The following is a 14,518-nucleotide window of genomic DNA, read 5'->3' as shown; positions in this document are numbered from 1 at the left end:
TCAACGCTCGATTGCGGCGTCCTGAGGGTTAGTCCGCAAGCGCGTTGCCGAGTGCGTTTTTTTCTGCGCCAGACATAGACCCAGATCAATAAATGCCCCGGCGCGCTGGCTTACCCTCGCGACCTTTTGCGACCGACAAGCCCCATGACGCTCCTCGCCAAACCCGAACTCCTGGCCCCCGCCGGCACCCTGAAGAACATGCGCTACGCCTTCGCCTACGGCGCCGATGCGGTGTACGCCGGCCAGCCGCGCTACAGCCTGCGGGTGCGCAACAACGAATTCGACCACGCCAACCTGGCCCTCGGCATTCGCGAGGCCCAGGCCCAGGGCAAGCGTTTCTACGTGGTGGTCAACATCGCCCCGCACAATGCCAAGCTCAAGACCTTCCTCAAGGACCTGCAACCGGTCATCGACATGGCGCCGGATGCGCTGATCATGTCCGACCCGGGCCTGATCATGCTGGTGCGCCGGCACTTCCCGCACATGCCGATCCACCTCTCGGTGCAGGCCAACACGGTGAACTGGGCCAGCGTCGAGTTCTGGCAACAGCAGGGGCTGACCCGGATCATCCTGTCCCGGGAGCTGTCCCTGGAAGAGATCGAGGAGATCCGCCAGCAAGTGCCGGCCATGGAGCTGGAAGTCTTCGTCCACGGCGCCCTGTGCATGGCCTACTCCGGGCGCTGCCTGCTGTCGGGCTACATGAACAAGCGCGACGCCAACCAGGGCACCTGCACCAACGCCTGCCGCTGGAAATACAAGGCCGAGCAAGCCACCGAGAACGACCTGGGGGAAATCGTCCAGACCTTCCAGCCGGAACCGACCCTGGGCCTGGGTGCACCCACCGAGCAGGTGTTCCTGCTGCAGGAAGCCAACCGCCCGGACGAGCTGATGCCGGCCTTCGAGGACGAGCACGGCACCTACATCATGAACGCCAAGGACCTGCGGGCGGTGCAGCACGTCGAGCGCCTGACCCGCATGGGCGTGCACTCCCTGAAGATCGAAGGCCGGACCAAGTCGCACTTCTACTGCGCGCGCACCACCCAGGTATACCGCCGGGCCATCGACGACGCCGTGGCCGGGCGCGAGTTCGACCGCAGCCTGATGAACGACCTGGAATCCCTGGCCCAGCGCGGCTACACCGAAGGCTTCCTGCGCCGCCATGTGCACGACGAGTACCAGAACTACCAGAACGGCAGCTCGGTGTCGGAGCGCCAGCAGTTCGTCGGCGAACTCACAGGCGAGCGCCGCGACCGCCTGGCCGAAGTCAAGGTCAAGAACCGATTCACGGTGGGCGATCACATGGAACTGATGACCCCCAAGGGCAACTTCCACTTCGACCTGCACGAATTGCAGAACGCCAAGGGCGAAGCCATCGAAGTCGCCCCGGGCGATGGCCACACGGTGTACCTGCCGATCCCGGATCAAGTGGACCTGCAGTTCGCCCTGCTGATGCGCGACATCAGCGCCTGACACGGCGCAATGACCACCTGTCGTAGCCACGACTGCGCCTGAGTGCGCAGCGGTCGCGCTGCTTGGCCCGCCAGGCCAGGCCCTTGGGGCCTTTTCCGGGCCTTGCGGGCTCGCTAGCGGCTACGGCAGGGCCCCTCAGATCCGGAACTGCCCCACCAACCGACCCAGGCGCTGGCCCAGGTCCGCCAGGCTGCGGGAGGTCTGGGCCCCGCGCTGGGTTTCATCGGCTACGCTGTCCACCGCCACGGCGATCTGGTGCACGCTGCGGTTGATCTCCTCGGCCACCGCGGTCTGCTCCTCGGCGGCGCTGGCAATCTGCGCGTTCATCGAATTGATGGTGCCAATCAGCTGGGCCATGGTGTCCAGCGAAGCCCCGGCCTCGTTGGCCTTGACCGAGGTGCCGTCACCGGCGTCGCTGGAGCGGCGCATGGCGTCCACCGCCACCCGGGTGCCCTGCTGCAGACGGTCGATCATGCCCTGGATTTCCTGGGTGCTCTGCTGGGTACGGCTGGCCAGGGCCCGGACTTCGTCGGCGACCACGGCAAAACCGCGCCCGGCCTCCCCGGCCCGGGCCGCTTCGATGGCGGCGTTGAGCGCCAGCAGGTTGGTCTGTTCGGCAATCGAGCGGATCACGTCCAGCACGCTGACAATCGACGACACGTCCTGCTGCAGGCTGTCCAGGGAGGTGCCGCTGTTGCGGATATCGCTGACCAGGGAATGGATCTGCTGGATGCTGCCGTCCACCACGCGCTTGGCCGCCTGGCCTTCTTCATCGGTCTGCTGCGCCGCCACCGCCGCGCCCTGGGCACTGCGCGCCACTTCCTGGGCCGCAGAAGACATTTCATTGATCGCCGTGGCCACCTGATCGGTCTCGTGGCGCTGGCGCTCCATGGCCTGCTCGGAGCGGTGCGCCTGGTCCGACACCTGGGTCACCAGCTCGGTGAGCTGTCCGGTCATTTCGGTGATCTGCCGCACCAGGCCGTGGATCTTGTCAACAAAGCGGTTGAACGAACCGGCCAGCTCGCCCAACTCGTCCTGACTGGTGATCGCCAGGCGGCGGGTCAGGTCGCCTTCGCCGGCGGCGATGTCATCCAGGTTGGCCTTCATCAGGTTCAGCGGCCGCAGCATGGTGTTGGCCACCAGCAGCCCCAGGGCCGCGATCACCAGCAGCACCACCGCGGCAATCCCGAGAATGCTCAGGACCATGCCTTCCATGCGCTGGTTGACGCTGCTCTCCACCGCTGCCACCTGGGCGTCGATGCCATCGAGGTTGACCGAGGTGCCCAGCACCATGTCCCACTTGGGCAGGTACTCGGTGTAGCCCAGCTTGGGCACCAGCACATCGCTGCCCGGCTGGGTCGAGCTGTATTGCACGTAGTGACTGCCGTCCTTGCCCACGCGTACCAATTCGCGGTTGACGTAGACCCCATTGGGGTCGCGGTTGTCCTTGAAGCTCTTGCCCACGCCGTCCGCGCTATTGCCCTTGAACAGGCGCACGGTCTCGGAGTCGTAGCCGAAGAAGTAGCCGTCCTTGCCGTAACTGATGTTCGACAGCAGCTTGACCACCTCGGCCCGAGCCGCCTGATCCCCGGGGGCTGCCGCGTCGTACAGCGGCTTGACCGTGTTCAGGGCCACTTCGACATAGCTCTGCAGCGTGGCCTTGGCCTCGCCCAGCAGGCGCTGACGGGTTTCCTCAACTTCTTTCTGGGCCTGCTGACGCAGCATGAATACCGTGCTCAGGCTGATCACCAGCGCAAACAACAGTACCGGGAGGACTGCCAGGGACAGGACTTTGGCCTTCAGGCTCAAGCGCATAGGGGGGCTCACTCTGGTTTTTTATTGGCGTGATAACCGCGTTAGCGGCACGCCCGTCCAAAAGTTGAGCCTGAACCCGCAGGCGCCGGCCTGTCGGCGAAGAGGCCCTTGAGCCCTGCACCGACCTTGCCGACGCCCACACCGCCCCGTTCCCGGGAGAGGCAGGTGGTCAGAGAACCATGGCGGCCACCCAGCCGAAGGCCAGCAACGGCAGGTTGTAGTGCAGGAAGGTCGGGACCACGGTGTCCCAGATATGGTGGTGCTGGCCATCGATGTTCAGGCCCGAGGTCGGCCCCAGGGTCGAGTCCGAGGCCGGCGAGCCCGCATCCCCCAGCGCCCCGGCGGTGCCCACGATGCAGACGATCGCCAGCGGGCTGAAGCCCAGCTGCACGCACAGCGGCACGAAGATCGCCGCGAGGATCGGCACCGTGGAAAACGACGAGCCGATGCCCATGGTCACCAGCAGCCCCACCAGCAGCATCAGCAAGGCGCCCACGCCCTTGCTGTGGCCGATCCACGCCGCCGAGGCCTGGACCAGGGAATTGACCTCGCCGGTGGCCTTCATCACTTCGGCAAAGCCCGAGGCGGCGATCATGATGAAGCCGATCATGGCCATCATCTTCATGCCTTCGGTGAACAGCTCGTCAGTCTCGCGCCAGCGCACGATGCCCGACGCCGAGAAAATCAGAAACCCGCACAAAGCACCGATAATCATCGAGTCCAGCAGCAACTGGATCACGAAGGCAGCGACAATCGCCAGGCCCGCCACCAGCAGGGTTCGCGGGTTGTACTGCACCGCCACCTGCTCGACCTTCTCGATCCGGTCCAGGTCATACACGCGCTTCTTGCGGTAGCTGACAAAGGCCAGCAGCAAGCCACAGAGCATGCCCAGGGCCGGAATGCCCATGGCGTGAGTGACATTCACCTGACTGATGTCCACCCCGCTGCGGGCCACGTTGGCCAGGAGGATCTCGTTGAGGAAGATGTTGCCGAAGCCCACCGGCAGGAACATGTAGGGGGTGATCAGGCCGAAGGTGATGACGCAGGCGATCAGCCGCCGGTCCAGTTGCAGCTTGGTCAGCACATACAGCAGCGGCGGCACCAGCAGCGGAATGAAGGCAATGTGGATCGGCAGGATGTTCTGCGAGGCAATCGCCACCACCCACAGCAGGCCGATCAGCAGCCATTTGACCTGGCCGCCGCCCTGGGCATCCTGGCGATCCACCAGCACCAGGATCTTGTCCGCCAGGGCGTGGGCCAGGCCGGACTTGGCAATGGCCACGGCGAACGCGCCGAGCAAGGCGTAGGACAAGGCCACGGTGGCACCGCCGCCCAGTCCGCTGTTGAACGCCTTGAGCGTGGCCTCGATACCCAGGCCGCCGGTCAGGCCGCCCACCAGCGCGCCAACGATCAGGGCGATCACTACGTGCACGCGGGACAGGCTGAGCACCAACATCACGCCAACCGCGGCAATTACTGCGTTAATCATCGTTACCTCATTACTGCACCAGCAAAAATGGCGCAAAAGCCTGTGACCGACCGGAAGGCAGCGGGCTGCCGACATCGAAATGAAAGAGGTTCAAGGGTCTGTTGCCATTTGGTGACGAGCCGCGTTGCTGGGCCAAACGGAGCGAGGCAAGGCGCGGGATGCCGCTAATGGTGCTCCCTTGGCAAATCCCGCAACGCAGCCTCGCGCCGTTTGGCACGCAACCCGAAGGGACGGGGCCCACTTGGCACAGGGCTGTGTTGCTCGGAGCTTATTTGGAACAACCAAACCGCGCTCCTCGCGCCTTGCCCTGTGCCAAGTGGGCTGCCGTCGCGGCCTGTCACCCAATGGCAACAGACCCTAAGGGGCGCGCACTTTGCAGCAGCAGGCCCGGCTTGTCAAAACCCGGCTCCTGTCGAGCCCCATGCCAGCGAAGCCCCCAAGCCCGACCCCCTCCCCGTGGCGAGGGAGCTTGCTCGCGCTGGGCGGCGCAGCAGCCCCAGAGCTTCGCGGCTAATTTCGAACAAGCGTTTAAAGAACGCCGTTCGTCGGCCGTTACAGTGCGATGTCTCAGATATTTATCGAATAAAGGACGTCTCCATGTCGCTCAGACAACTTTCCATCCAATGGAAGATCACCCTGCTGGCCGGACTCTGCCTGTTGGGCATCGTCTCGCTGTTGGTGGGGCTTTCGCTGTATCGCATGGAGCACAGCTCCGAGCTGGTAAAGACCTCGAGCATGGAGATGCTCAACGAAGCCGCCCAGGCGCGGATCGAGGCTCAGGGTGAAGTCCAGGCGCTGGGCATTCGCCAGCAATTCATGGACGCCTACCAGTACGGCCACGGCTTCTCGCGCCAGGTGCTGTTCCTGCGCGAACAGGCCGAGAAGCGCTTTCTCGACGCCTTCGACCTGCGCGAGGACCTGACCCGCCAGGTCAAGTCGGCGCTGCAGGCCAACCCCGACCTGCTGGGCCTGTCCCTGGTGTTCGAAGCCAACGCCCTGGATGGCAAGGACGAATTGTTCAGCGGCCAGAGCGAACTGGGCAGCAACGAAAAGGGCCGCTTCGCCCTGTACTGGTCCCAGCCCACCCCGGGCAAGCTGACCGCCATGTCGCTGCCGGAAAGCGACATGAGCGACACCCGCACCGGCCCCAGCGGCCAGCCGGCCAATGCCTGGTTCACCTGCCCGCGCAGCACCCTCAAGCCCTGCGTGATCGAACCCTACTTCTATGACATCGACGGCCAGAAGGTGCTGATGACCAGCATCGTCTTCCCGCTGCTGGTCAACGGCAAAGTCATCGCCTCGCTGTCGGTGGACATCAACCTCAACAGCCTGCAGGCCATCAGCCGCAACGCCAGCCAGAAGCTCTACGCCGGCCAGACCAGCGTCAGCATCCTCAGCCCGGTGGGCCTGCTGGCCGGCTACAGCCCGGACGCCAGCAAACTCAGCCAGCGCCTGGACAGCGTCGACAGCCTCAACGGCGCCGAGCTGATCCGCCAGCTGGCCGGCAGCACCCAGACCCACAGCCTGCACAGCAACCATGAACTCAAGGTGCTCGCCCCCTTCACCCCGATCCCCGGCGGCAAGCCCTGGGGCGTGCTGCTGGACGTACCGGAAAAAGTCCTGGTGGGCCCGGCCGAAACCCTGAAAAGCCAGCTCGATGCCGACAACCGCAGCGGCACCCTGATGGAGCTGGGCCTGGGCCTGCTGGCCGCCGTGGTCGGCCTGCTGCTGGTGTGGCTGATGGCCCGCAGCGTGACCCGGCCGATCCTCGGCGTGGCCCACATGCTCGAAGACATCGCCAGCGGTGAAGGCGACCTGACCCGGCGCCTGGCCTACGACAAGCAGGACGAGCTGGGCCAGCTGGCCGGCTGGTTCAACCGTTTCCTCGACAAGCTGCAGCCGATCATTGCCGAAGTGAAACGCTCGGTGCAGGACGCCCGCGGCACCGCCGACCAGTCATCGGCCATCGCCACCCAGACCAGCGCCGGCATGGAGCAGCAGTATCGCCAGGTGGACCAGGTGGCCACCGCGTCCCACGAAATGAGCGCCACCGCCCAGGACGTCGCCCGCAGCGCGGCCCAGGCGGCCCAGGCGGCGCGGGATGCCGACCAGGCCACGCAACAGGGCCTGACCGTGATCGACCGCACCACCCGCAGCATCGACCAACTGGCCGCCGACATGAGCGCCGCCATGACCCAGGTCGAAGGCCTGGCCGCCAACAGCGAACAGATCGGCACGGTACTGGAAGTGATCCGCTCGATTGCCGAGCAGACCAACCTGCTGGCCCTCAACGCCGCCATCGAAGCGGCCCGGGCCGGGGAAGCCGGGCGCGGCTTCGCGGTGGTGGCCGACGAAGTGCGCAACCTGGCCCAGCGCACCCAGGAGTCGGTGGAGGAAACCCGTCAAGTGATCGAGCAACTGCAAACCGGCACCCGGGACGTGGTGGGGTCGATGAACAACAGCCATCGCCAGGCCCAGGGCAGCGTCGAGCAAGTCGGTCAGGCGGTCACCGCCCTGCGCCAGATCGGCGATGCGGTGACGGTGATCAGCGACATGAACCTGCAGATCGCCAGCGCCGCCGAACAGCAGAGCGCAGTGGCCGAAGAGATCAACAGCAACGTGGCGACCATTCGCGATGTCACCGAGTCGCTGTCGGAACAGGCCAATGAGTCGGCGCGGGTCAGCCAGTCGCTCAACAGCCTGGCCAACCAGCAACAGAGCCTGATGGACCAGTTCCGCGTCTGACCCTGTCCAAAGGCCCTTCGGGCCTTGTCGCAGCCTCGCCATGGCTCGGCAGCGGCTACACCGGCACCAAACCGAATGCTGTAGCCGCTGCCGCAGGCTGCGAACGGCACGCAGGGCCGCCAAGATCCAGAGGCCGCCAGGGTTCGACAGTCGAGCGCCAGGCAAGACCCTTCGGGCCTTGTCGCAGCCTCGCCATGGCTCGGCAGCGGCTACACCGGCACCAAACCGAATGCTGTAGCCGCTGCCGCAGGCTGCGAACGGCACGCAGGGCCGCCAAGATCCAGAGGCCGCCAGGGTTCGACAGTCGAGCGCCAGGCAAGGCCCTTCGGGCCTTGTCGCAGCCTCGCCATGGCTCGGCAGCGGCTACACCGACACCAAACCGGAATGCTGTAGCCGCTGCCGCAGGCTGCGAACGGCACGCAGGGCCGCCAAGATCCAGAGGCCGCCAGGGTTCGAAGGTCGAGCGCCAGGCAAGTTCAGCGCTTGGGCAGCTCGACCTCCACCCGCAAGCCGCCCCACTCGCTGTCCCCCAGGCTCAGGCGGCCGCCGCAGGCGTCGACGATGTCGCGCACAATGCCCAGGCCCAGCCCATGGCCATCGGTCTGTTCATCCAGCCGGGCACCACGACTGAACACCTGCGCCCGCCGTGCTTCGGGAATGCCCGGGCCGTCGTCCTCCACCCGCAGGCAAAAGTCCTGCGACCGCTCCTCGACGCTCAGGCGCACCTGGGCATCGGCCCATTTGCAGGCGTTGTCCAGCAGATTGCCCAACAGCTCCAGCAGGTCTTCCCGGTCCCAGGGCAGGCGCAGCCCCGGTGGCGCCCGATAGCTCAGGTCCAGGTGCTCGCCATGGATCATGTTCAAGGTCGCCAGCAAGCCCGGCAGTTCGGCATCGCATTCGAACAGCACCCCGGGCAAGGCATCCCCCGCCAACCGCGCGCGGTTGAGTTCACGATTGAGGCGCTGCTGCACTTGCTGCAATTGCTCCAGCAGCACCTTGCGCAGCTCAGGGTGGCCATCGAGCTTGGGCCCCGACGCCAGGCTCAGGAGCACTGCCAGCGGTGTTTTCAGGGCGTGGCCAAGGTTGCCCAGGGCATTGCGCGAGCGGTTCAGGCTGTCTTCGGTGTGGGCCAGCAAATGGTTGATCTGCGCCACCAAAGGCTCCAGTTCCAGCGGCACCCGGGCATCGAGCTGCGAACGCTGGCCCTGCTGCAACTGGGCGATCTGCTCGCGGGCGGTTTCCAGGGGACGCAGGGCCCGGCGCACGGTCATGCGCTGCAGCAGCAGGATCAGCAGCAACCCCGCCAGCCCCAGGCCAAGACCGACCTGACGCATGCGCTGGAAGCTCTCGCGCACCGGGGTGTAGTCCTGGGCCACGCTGATGGAAATGGACTGGCCCAGACGCTTGTAGTCGCTGCGCAACACCAGCAGTTGCTGGCCCTCGGGCCCCAGTTGCAGGTCGCTTTGCAGGCCGGCGCGCGCAAGCTGCGGCAGTTCCTGGTCCCACAGGGAGCGGGAACGCCAGTGCACGTCGGCAAAATCGATACGAAAGTAATGCCCGGAAAAGGGCCGCTGATAAGCCGGCGACAGGCGCCGCTCGTCCAGCTGCAAGCCTTGCGGACCGCGCACCAGGGCCAGCAGCAGGCTCTCGCTGTCTTCCCGCAGCCCGGCCTCCAGGTAACGCTGCAGGCCCACTTCAAACAGCCAGAGGCTGGTCTGGGCCAGTACCAGGCCGACCACCAGCATCACCGTGATCAGCCCCAGGCTCAGGCGCCGCTGGATCGACCTCACGAAGCCGTCCCGCCGAACAGGTAGCCCTGGCCGCGACGGGTTTCGATCACCTCGCGGCCGAGCTTGCGCCGCAGGTGGTTGACGTGGACTTCAAGCACATTGGAGTCGCGCTCGGTTTCACCGTCATACAGGTGTTCGGCCAGGTGGCTTTTGGACAGGATCTGCTGCGGGTGCAGCATGAAATAGCGCAGCAGGCGGAACTCGGCGGCGGTCAGCAGCACGTCCTGGCCATCGCGGACCACGCACTGGCGGCCTTCATCCAGTTGCAGCCCGGCGGCCTGCAGGGTCTGCTGATTGGCCTGGCCGTGGGAACGGCGCAGCAAGGCCTGGACCCGCAGGTGCAGCTCCTCGGGATGAAAGGGCTTGCTCAGGTAATCGTCGGCACCGGCCTTGAGCCCCTCGATGCGCTCGGCCCAGGAGCCACGGGCGGTGAGCACCAGCACCGGGGTCGCCAGCCCGTCCGCGCGCCACTGGCGCAATACCTCCAGGCCCGGCACCCCGGGCAGGCCGAGGTCGAGAATGATCAGGTCGTAGGGTTCGCTGGCACCCTGATACAGCGCGTCGCGGCCATCGGCCAGCCAGTCCACGGCGTAGCCCTGCAGCTTCAGGCCTTCGAGCAGTTCATCGGCCAGGGATACATGATCTTCCACCACAAGCAGGCGCATCAGTCGTCTTCCTCATCTTTCAACAGGCGCCCGGTGGCGGCGTCCAGGTCCAGCTCGCGGACCACGCCGTCCACGGTCAAGAGCTCGACTTCATAAATGTACACATCGTGTTTTTCTTCAAGTTCAGCTTCCAGCAGCTTGGCCCCGGGGTAGCGGTCCAGGGCCTGCTTGAGCAACTGCTCCAGGGGCAGGATCACCCCCTGCTGGCGCAGGCGCAGGGCTTCGTCCTGGTCCAGGTCGCGGGCCATGGCCAGGGAGCAGAACAGCAGCGCCAGGGCGGCACAGCTGCCGGCGATGCGCAGAGTCCGGTTCATTAAGTGTCCTGATGATCCTTGAGTACCTGGCCGCTCACCGCGTCCAGTTCCAGGTCCCATTCCAGTCCCTGCGGGTCGCGCAGCTCAACCTGGTAGATGTACTTGCCGTACTCTTCCTCAAGCTCGGTTTCGCTGATGCTCGCCCCAGGATGCCGGGACAGGGCCGTGGCATTGAGTTTTTCAAAGGACACAATGGTACCAGCGTCGCGCAGCCGCAGGGCTTCGTCGGGGCCCAGGTCGCGGGCGTGAGCCAGGCTGGCGGTCAGGGCGATCAGGCTGGCGCTGAACAGCGCGGTCAGGGTTTTCATGGCAGTTCTCCAAGGTCGCAGGCCACAAGGCCGATGCCGCAAACGATACCCAAGGCAACTTAATTGAAACTGAATCGCCATCATGGGCCTGACAGAACTTTCACTCGGCCCCCGGCGCCCGAGTTCTCTATACTCGGCGGCTGATTCAAGAGTGAGCCCGGTATGACCGCCATCCATATCAAGTTTCCCGCCCTGACCCTCAAGGCCGGCCCCCGCGCCCTGGCCCGCATTAGCCGCCAAGGCCTGCACGCCGGTGAAGTCGGCACCTTGCCGGGCGCCGCTGGCGGCCCCAAGGCCCTGGGCATTCAGGGCCTGGACCTGGCGCTGTTCGGCGAATGGCTGCCCGCCGCGCCCCGCGAACGCTCGCTGATCGGTGCCTCGGTGGGTTCCTGGCGCTTCGCCAGCGCCTGCCTGCCGGATGCCGCCGAAGGCATCCGCCGCCTGGGCCAGCTGTACAACGCCCAGAGCTTCGCCAAGGGCGTGACCATGGCGCAGATCAGCCAGAGCTCGCAGCGCATGCTCGACGACCTGCTCGATGGCCGCGACGCCTCGATCCTCGACAACCCCCACTACCGGCTCAACATCATGGTGGTCAAAAGCCACGGCCTGCTCGCCGACGACCATCGCGGGCGCCTGGGCCTGGGCCTGTCCTCGGTGATCGCCGACAACCTGCGGGGCCGCGCACGGTTGTCGCGGCACTTCGAACGCCTGGTGCTGCACGACCCGCGCCTGGCCCCGCCGCTGCAGGCACTGGAGGACTTTCCCTCGCGCTTCGTGCCCCTGGATCGCGGCAACCTGCGCCAGGCACTGCTGGCCTCCGGCTCGATCCCCATGGTCATGCAGGGCGTGCGCGAACTGCCCGGGGCCGGCACCGGCACCTTCCGCGACGGCGGCCTGCTGGACTACCACCTGGACCTGCCCTACAGCGGCAGCGACATCGTGCTCTACCCGCACTTCACCGATCGGGTGATCCCCGGCTGGTTCGACAAGACCCTGCCCTGGCGCCGGGCCAGCCCAGAACGCCTGCGCGACGTCCTGCTGCTGGCGCCGTCGAAGGAGTACCTGGCGCGCCTGCCCTACGGCAAGCTGCCGGACCGCAACGACTTCAAGCGCTTCATGGGCGACGACGCCGGCCGGCAAAAATACTGGCGCAGCGCCATGGACGAAAGCCGGCGCCTGGGCGACGAATTCCTCGAACTGGCGGCGCAGAACCGCCTGGGCGAACGCCTGCAAAGCCTCTAGAAACCCGTCGGCGTGGCGGACTGACCCTTTAGTCAGGGTTTTTCCGCAGCCCGGGAGCCAAGCTGATAAACTCGCCGCCTGCCTCAACTCGCCCGCGGGCGACGCCACCTGACAGAGCTGACCGACACTGTGGAAATCTTCAAAGAATTTACCTTCGAATCCGCCCATCGCCTGCCCTTCGTGCCCGAAGGCCACAAGTGCGGCCGCCTGCATGGCCACTCGTTCAAGGTGGCGATCCACCTCAGTGGCGAGGTCGACGCGCACACCGGCTGGATTCGCGACTTCTCGGAAATCAAGGCCATCTTCAAGCCGCTCTACGAGCGCCTGGACCACAACTACCTGAACGACATCCCCGGCCTAGAAAACCCCACCAGCGAAGTCCTGGCCAAGTGGATCTGGAACGAACTCAAGCCGCTGCTGCCGGAGCTTTCGGCGATTCGCATCCACGAAACCTGCACCAGCGGCTGCATCTACCGCGGCGAGTAAGCCGAGCCATCTACAGGTCGCAAGGAAGCTGCCCATGAGCCCACGTATCTACCTCGCCGGTTTCGATGTGTTTCGCAGCGATGCCGTGGCCCATGGCCAATACCTCAAGCAACTGTGCAGCGCCCAGGGCCTGCACGGTCTGTTCCCCCTGGATAACCAGGCCCCGCAGAACCTCTCGCCAGAAGCCACCGCGCAGTGGATCTGCCAGCAGAACCTGGCCATGCTCCGCGCCTGCGACGCCCTGCTGGCCAACCTCAACGACTTTCGCGGCCTGGAGCCGGATTCCGGCACCGCCTTCGAAGTGGGCGCGGCCATCGCCCTGGGCAAGCCGGTGTGGGCCTACTTCAGCGGCCCCGCGACCCTGCGCCAGCAGGTGCCCCACGACGCCCAGGGCCGCGATGCCCAGGGCTTTGCGGTGGAAGACTTCAATCTGCCGCGCAACCTGATGCTGGCCTGCACCTGGAGCGGTCGTAGCACCTGTGTGGAAACAGCCATCCGTGACCTCGGGCACTGGTTGAACGCAGCCCCTGCGGCCCACTGAAGATAACCAGCAGCGTCACTTTCTGCCGAAAACGACCTCGTCGGACAAAAGCCTTGTTTTGCCGCGAAAGCCGATGTTATGTTTCTAACACGAATTACAAAAATGAAACTTCAATAACATTTTCCGCGAACGCCTGGCGAGATGGTCATGGACAAGAACAGTTTCCAAGTCACCCTGGAACAGCAGTTTGCAAGCCTGACGCCCACCGGCAAGCGCATCGCCACCTACCTGCTGGCCAACCTCCAGCAACTGCCCTTCGAGACCGCCGACAGCATCGCCCAGCAAGCCGGCACCACGGGCATATCCGTGGGGCGCTTCCTGCGCTCGCTGGGCTACCGCAACCTGGATGACGTCAAGCAAGGCCTGCGCGGCGATACCCCGGCCTCCTGGCTGATCACCGACCGGCTTGGCGCGTTTCGCAGCGAAGCCCATCAGGACGACGCCCTGGAGCGCTCGATGCATCGCGAGATCGAGGCCATCCAGCATGTCTACGGCCTGGCCCGCAGCCCAGCGTTCGGCGCGATCGTGCGGCAGATCGTCGAGGCCGACGCGGTGTTCATCATCGGTATCCAGTCGACCCGGGGCATCCTCAACGCCTTCCACAGCCACCTGGAATACATCCGGCCCAAGGTCTATTACGTCGACGGCCTGTCGGGCATCTACGCGGAAACCCTGAACTCGGGCTTCGCCAAGCCCTACGCGATCATTTCCGACTTTCGCGCCTACTCCGCCATCACCCAGACCTTCTGCGAAGTGGCCAACGCCAACGCCCTGCCCCTGGCCCTGGTCACCGACCTGCAATGCCCCTGGGCCCGGGACTACCCGCTGGACCTGCTGCAACTGAAAACCGATGTCGGCCAGTTCTGGGATTCCCTGGCGCCGCTGACCTGCCTGTTCAACCTGATGGTGTCCGCGGTGGCCGAGGGCTATGGCGAGCGCCTGGATGAGCGCCTGGCGAAGAACCGAGCGTTGCAGGAAGCCTTCGGCCAGTTCGAGTCCTGACCTTCAAGCCTGTCCCAAGATGGAGTGAGTGAGTGAACAACAGCCCCCTTGTCGAAATCGACGCCCAGCGCCACCAACTGGAAATCGACCTGGTCTACGCCAGCGCCGACAACCTGGCCGGCCAGGTGATCTACCGCAACGCCCGCTGCCTGCTGCACAAGGACGCCGCGGCCTGCCTGTACAAGGCCAGCCAGCTGGCGCGCATGGCCGGCCTGGGCCTGCGCATCTACGACGCCTACCGCCCGGCCTACGCCCAGCAGTTGCTGTGGCAGGCCCTGCCCGACCCGGACTACGTGCGCGACCCGCGCCTGGGCTCACACCACACCCGCGGCGTGGCCGTGGACCTGACCCTGGTGGATGAAAGCGGCCAGGCGCTGGACATGGGCACCGCCTTCGATGCCATGGAGCCCAAGTCGCACCAGTTCTACAGCGACCTGCCGCCCCAGGTGCAGCGCAATCGCCTGCTGCTGCTGGGGATCATGCTCAGCGCCGGCTTCGAAGCGATCCCCACCGAGTGGTGGCACTACGAGCTGCCCAACGCCGAGGACTTCCCCCTGATCCAGGAGCACGACCAGCCCTTCGAACACTGATGTCCCGTTCCCCAACCGGCCACAACAACAGGCAGCTAACTGCCCCAAGCCGGTCGCCCTG

Annotated in this window: 13 protein-coding genes and 2 pseudogenes; 8 read left to right on the top strand and 7 right to left on the bottom strand. The window is 65.6% G+C overall.

The window, feature by feature from the left end; all coding sequences use genetic code 11:
• Positions 1–144 precede the first annotated feature (144 nt).
• The gene (yegQ, locus tag ACMGG8_RS14505; RefSeq protein ID WP_414159787.1) at positions 145–1,470 is read left to right on the top strand and encodes a tRNA 5-hydroxyuridine modification protein YegQ; all 1,326 of its coding nucleotides are present in this window, start codon (positions 145–147) and stop codon (positions 1,468–1,470) included.
• 135 nt (positions 1,471–1,605) lie between these two features.
• Here the strand turns inward: yegQ and ACMGG8_RS14500 are convergent, their stop codons facing one another.
• From ACMGG8_RS14500 to ACMGG8_RS14490, 3 genes and pseudogenes are all read right to left on the bottom strand, one after another.
• Positions 1,606–2,361, bottom strand: coding sequence for a methyl-accepting chemotaxis protein (locus ACMGG8_RS14500; RefSeq protein ID WP_375136282.1), 756 nt, complete (start codon positions 2,359–2,361; stop codon positions 1,606–1,608).
• A gap of 102 nt (positions 2,362–2,463) precedes the next feature.
• Positions 2,464–3,195: pseudogene (locus ACMGG8_RS14495) on the bottom strand (cache domain-containing protein); the annotation flags it as partial.
• A gap of 259 nt (positions 3,196–3,454) precedes the next feature.
• Positions 3,455–4,771, bottom strand: coding sequence for a Na+/H+ antiporter family protein (locus ACMGG8_RS14490; RefSeq protein WP_162492857.1), 1,317 nt, complete (start codon positions 4,769–4,771; stop codon positions 3,455–3,457).
• A 600-nt stretch (positions 4,772–5,371) separates the two neighbouring features.
• Here ACMGG8_RS14490 and ACMGG8_RS14485 point away from each other — a divergent pair.
• A pseudogene (locus ACMGG8_RS14485) lies at positions 5,372–6,661 on the top strand (HAMP domain-containing protein); the annotation flags it as partial.
• A gap of 102 nt (positions 6,662–6,763) precedes the next feature.
• Complete coding sequence (locus tag ACMGG8_RS14480) at positions 6,764–7,519, top strand: methyl-accepting chemotaxis protein (RefSeq protein ID WP_371826206.1); 756 nt, start codon at positions 6,764–6,766, stop codon at positions 7,517–7,519.
• A gap of 476 nt (positions 7,520–7,995) precedes the next feature.
• Here the strand turns inward: ACMGG8_RS14480 and ACMGG8_RS14475 are convergent, their stop codons facing one another.
• The 4 genes from ACMGG8_RS14475 to ACMGG8_RS14460 are packed head-to-tail and all read right to left on the bottom strand — an operon-like array spanning position 7,996 to position 10,596.
• A complete protein-coding gene (locus tag ACMGG8_RS14475; protein ID WP_414159786.1) occupies positions 7,996–9,309 on the bottom strand; it encodes a sensor histidine kinase in 1,314 nt (437 codons plus the stop codon).
• Positions 9,306–9,974, bottom strand: a complete 669-nt coding sequence (locus ACMGG8_RS14470) for a response regulator transcription factor (RefSeq protein ID WP_060840212.1) — start codon at positions 9,972–9,974, stop codon at positions 9,306–9,308. Before ACMGG8_RS14470 ends, ACMGG8_RS14475 begins: the two co-directional genes overlap by 4 nt.
• Complete coding sequence (locus ACMGG8_RS14465; protein ID WP_060844145.1) at positions 9,974–10,288, bottom strand: PepSY domain-containing protein; 315 nt, start codon at positions 10,286–10,288, stop codon at positions 9,974–9,976. The genes ACMGG8_RS14470 and ACMGG8_RS14465 overlap by 1 nt, the downstream gene beginning before the upstream one ends.
• Positions 10,288–10,596, bottom strand: coding sequence for a PepSY domain-containing protein (locus ACMGG8_RS14460; RefSeq protein ID WP_060840214.1), 309 nt, complete (start codon positions 10,594–10,596; stop codon positions 10,288–10,290). The genes ACMGG8_RS14465 and ACMGG8_RS14460 overlap by 1 nt, the downstream gene beginning before the upstream one ends.
• A 162-nt stretch (positions 10,597–10,758) precedes the next feature.
• On the opposite strand from ACMGG8_RS14460, the gene ACMGG8_RS14455 reads away from it, so the two are divergent.
• From ACMGG8_RS14455 to ddpX, 5 genes are all read left to right on the top strand, one after another.
• Positions 10,759–11,838 carry a patatin-like phospholipase family protein gene (locus tag ACMGG8_RS14455; RefSeq protein WP_414159785.1) on the top strand — a complete coding sequence of 360 codons (1,080 nt, stop codon included), beginning with the start codon at positions 10,759–10,761 and terminating at the stop codon, positions 11,836–11,838.
• A gap of 129 nt (positions 11,839–11,967) precedes the next feature.
• Positions 11,968–12,324, top strand: coding sequence for a 6-carboxytetrahydropterin synthase QueD (queD, locus tag ACMGG8_RS14450; RefSeq protein WP_011062303.1), 357 nt, complete (start codon positions 11,968–11,970; stop codon positions 12,322–12,324).
• 34 nt (positions 12,325–12,358) lie between these two features.
• Positions 12,359–12,865, top strand: a complete 507-nt coding sequence (locus ACMGG8_RS14445; protein WP_060844147.1) for a nucleoside 2-deoxyribosyltransferase — start codon at positions 12,359–12,361, stop codon at positions 12,863–12,865.
• Positions 12,866–13,006: 141 nt separating this feature from the next.
• A complete protein-coding gene (locus ACMGG8_RS14440; protein WP_060844148.1) occupies positions 13,007–13,867 on the top strand; it encodes a MurR/RpiR family transcriptional regulator in 861 nt (286 codons plus the stop codon).
• Between the two features lie 32 nt (positions 13,868–13,899).
• Positions 13,900–14,457: a D-alanyl-D-alanine dipeptidase gene (gene ddpX, locus ACMGG8_RS14435; protein ID WP_060840218.1), complete on the top strand. Its 558-nt coding sequence runs from the start codon at positions 13,900–13,902 to the stop codon at positions 14,455–14,457.
• Positions 14,458–14,518 lie beyond the last annotated feature (61 nt).

The organism is Pseudomonas sp. BNK-45 (assembly GCF_047456255.1).
GTDB lineage: Bacteria > Pseudomonadota > Gammaproteobacteria > Pseudomonadales > Pseudomonadaceae > Aquipseudomonas.
Note: the sequence above shows the minus strand (reverse complement) of the source record. Positions and strands in the feature narration are given on the sequence as shown.

Bases quoted from the DNA above. Each gene is read 5' to 3' on its own strand.
- ACMGG8_RS14440 (WP_060844148.1), top strand. From the start codon at position 13,007: ATGGTCATGGACAAGAACAGTTTCCAAGTCACCCTGGAACAGCAGTTT.
- ACMGG8_RS14455 (WP_414159785.1), top strand. From the start codon at position 10,759: ATGACCGCCATCCATATCAAGTTTCCCGCCCTGACCCTCAAGGCCGGC.
- yegQ (WP_414159787.1), top strand. From the start codon at position 145: ATGACGCTCCTCGCCAAACCCGAACTCCTGGCCCCCGCCGGCACCCTG.
- ACMGG8_RS14445 (WP_060844147.1), top strand. From the start codon at position 12,359: ATGAGCCCACGTATCTACCTCGCCGGTTTCGATGTGTTTCGCAGCGAT.
- ACMGG8_RS14500 (WP_375136282.1), bottom strand. From the start codon at position 2,361: ATGGAGCGCCAGCGCCACGAGACCGATCAGGTGGCCACGGCGATCAAT.
- ACMGG8_RS14460 (WP_060840214.1), bottom strand. From the start codon at position 10,596: ATGAAAACCCTGACCGCGCTGTTCAGCGCCAGCCTGATCGCCCTGACC.
- ACMGG8_RS14480 (WP_371826206.1), top strand. From the start codon at position 6,764: ATGGAGCAGCAGTATCGCCAGGTGGACCAGGTGGCCACCGCGTCCCAC.
- ACMGG8_RS14470 (WP_060840212.1), bottom strand. From the start codon at position 9,974: ATGCGCCTGCTTGTGGTGGAAGATCATGTATCCCTGGCCGATGAACTG.
- ACMGG8_RS14465 (WP_060844145.1), bottom strand. From the start codon at position 10,288: ATGAACCGGACTCTGCGCATCGCCGGCAGCTGTGCCGCCCTGGCGCTG.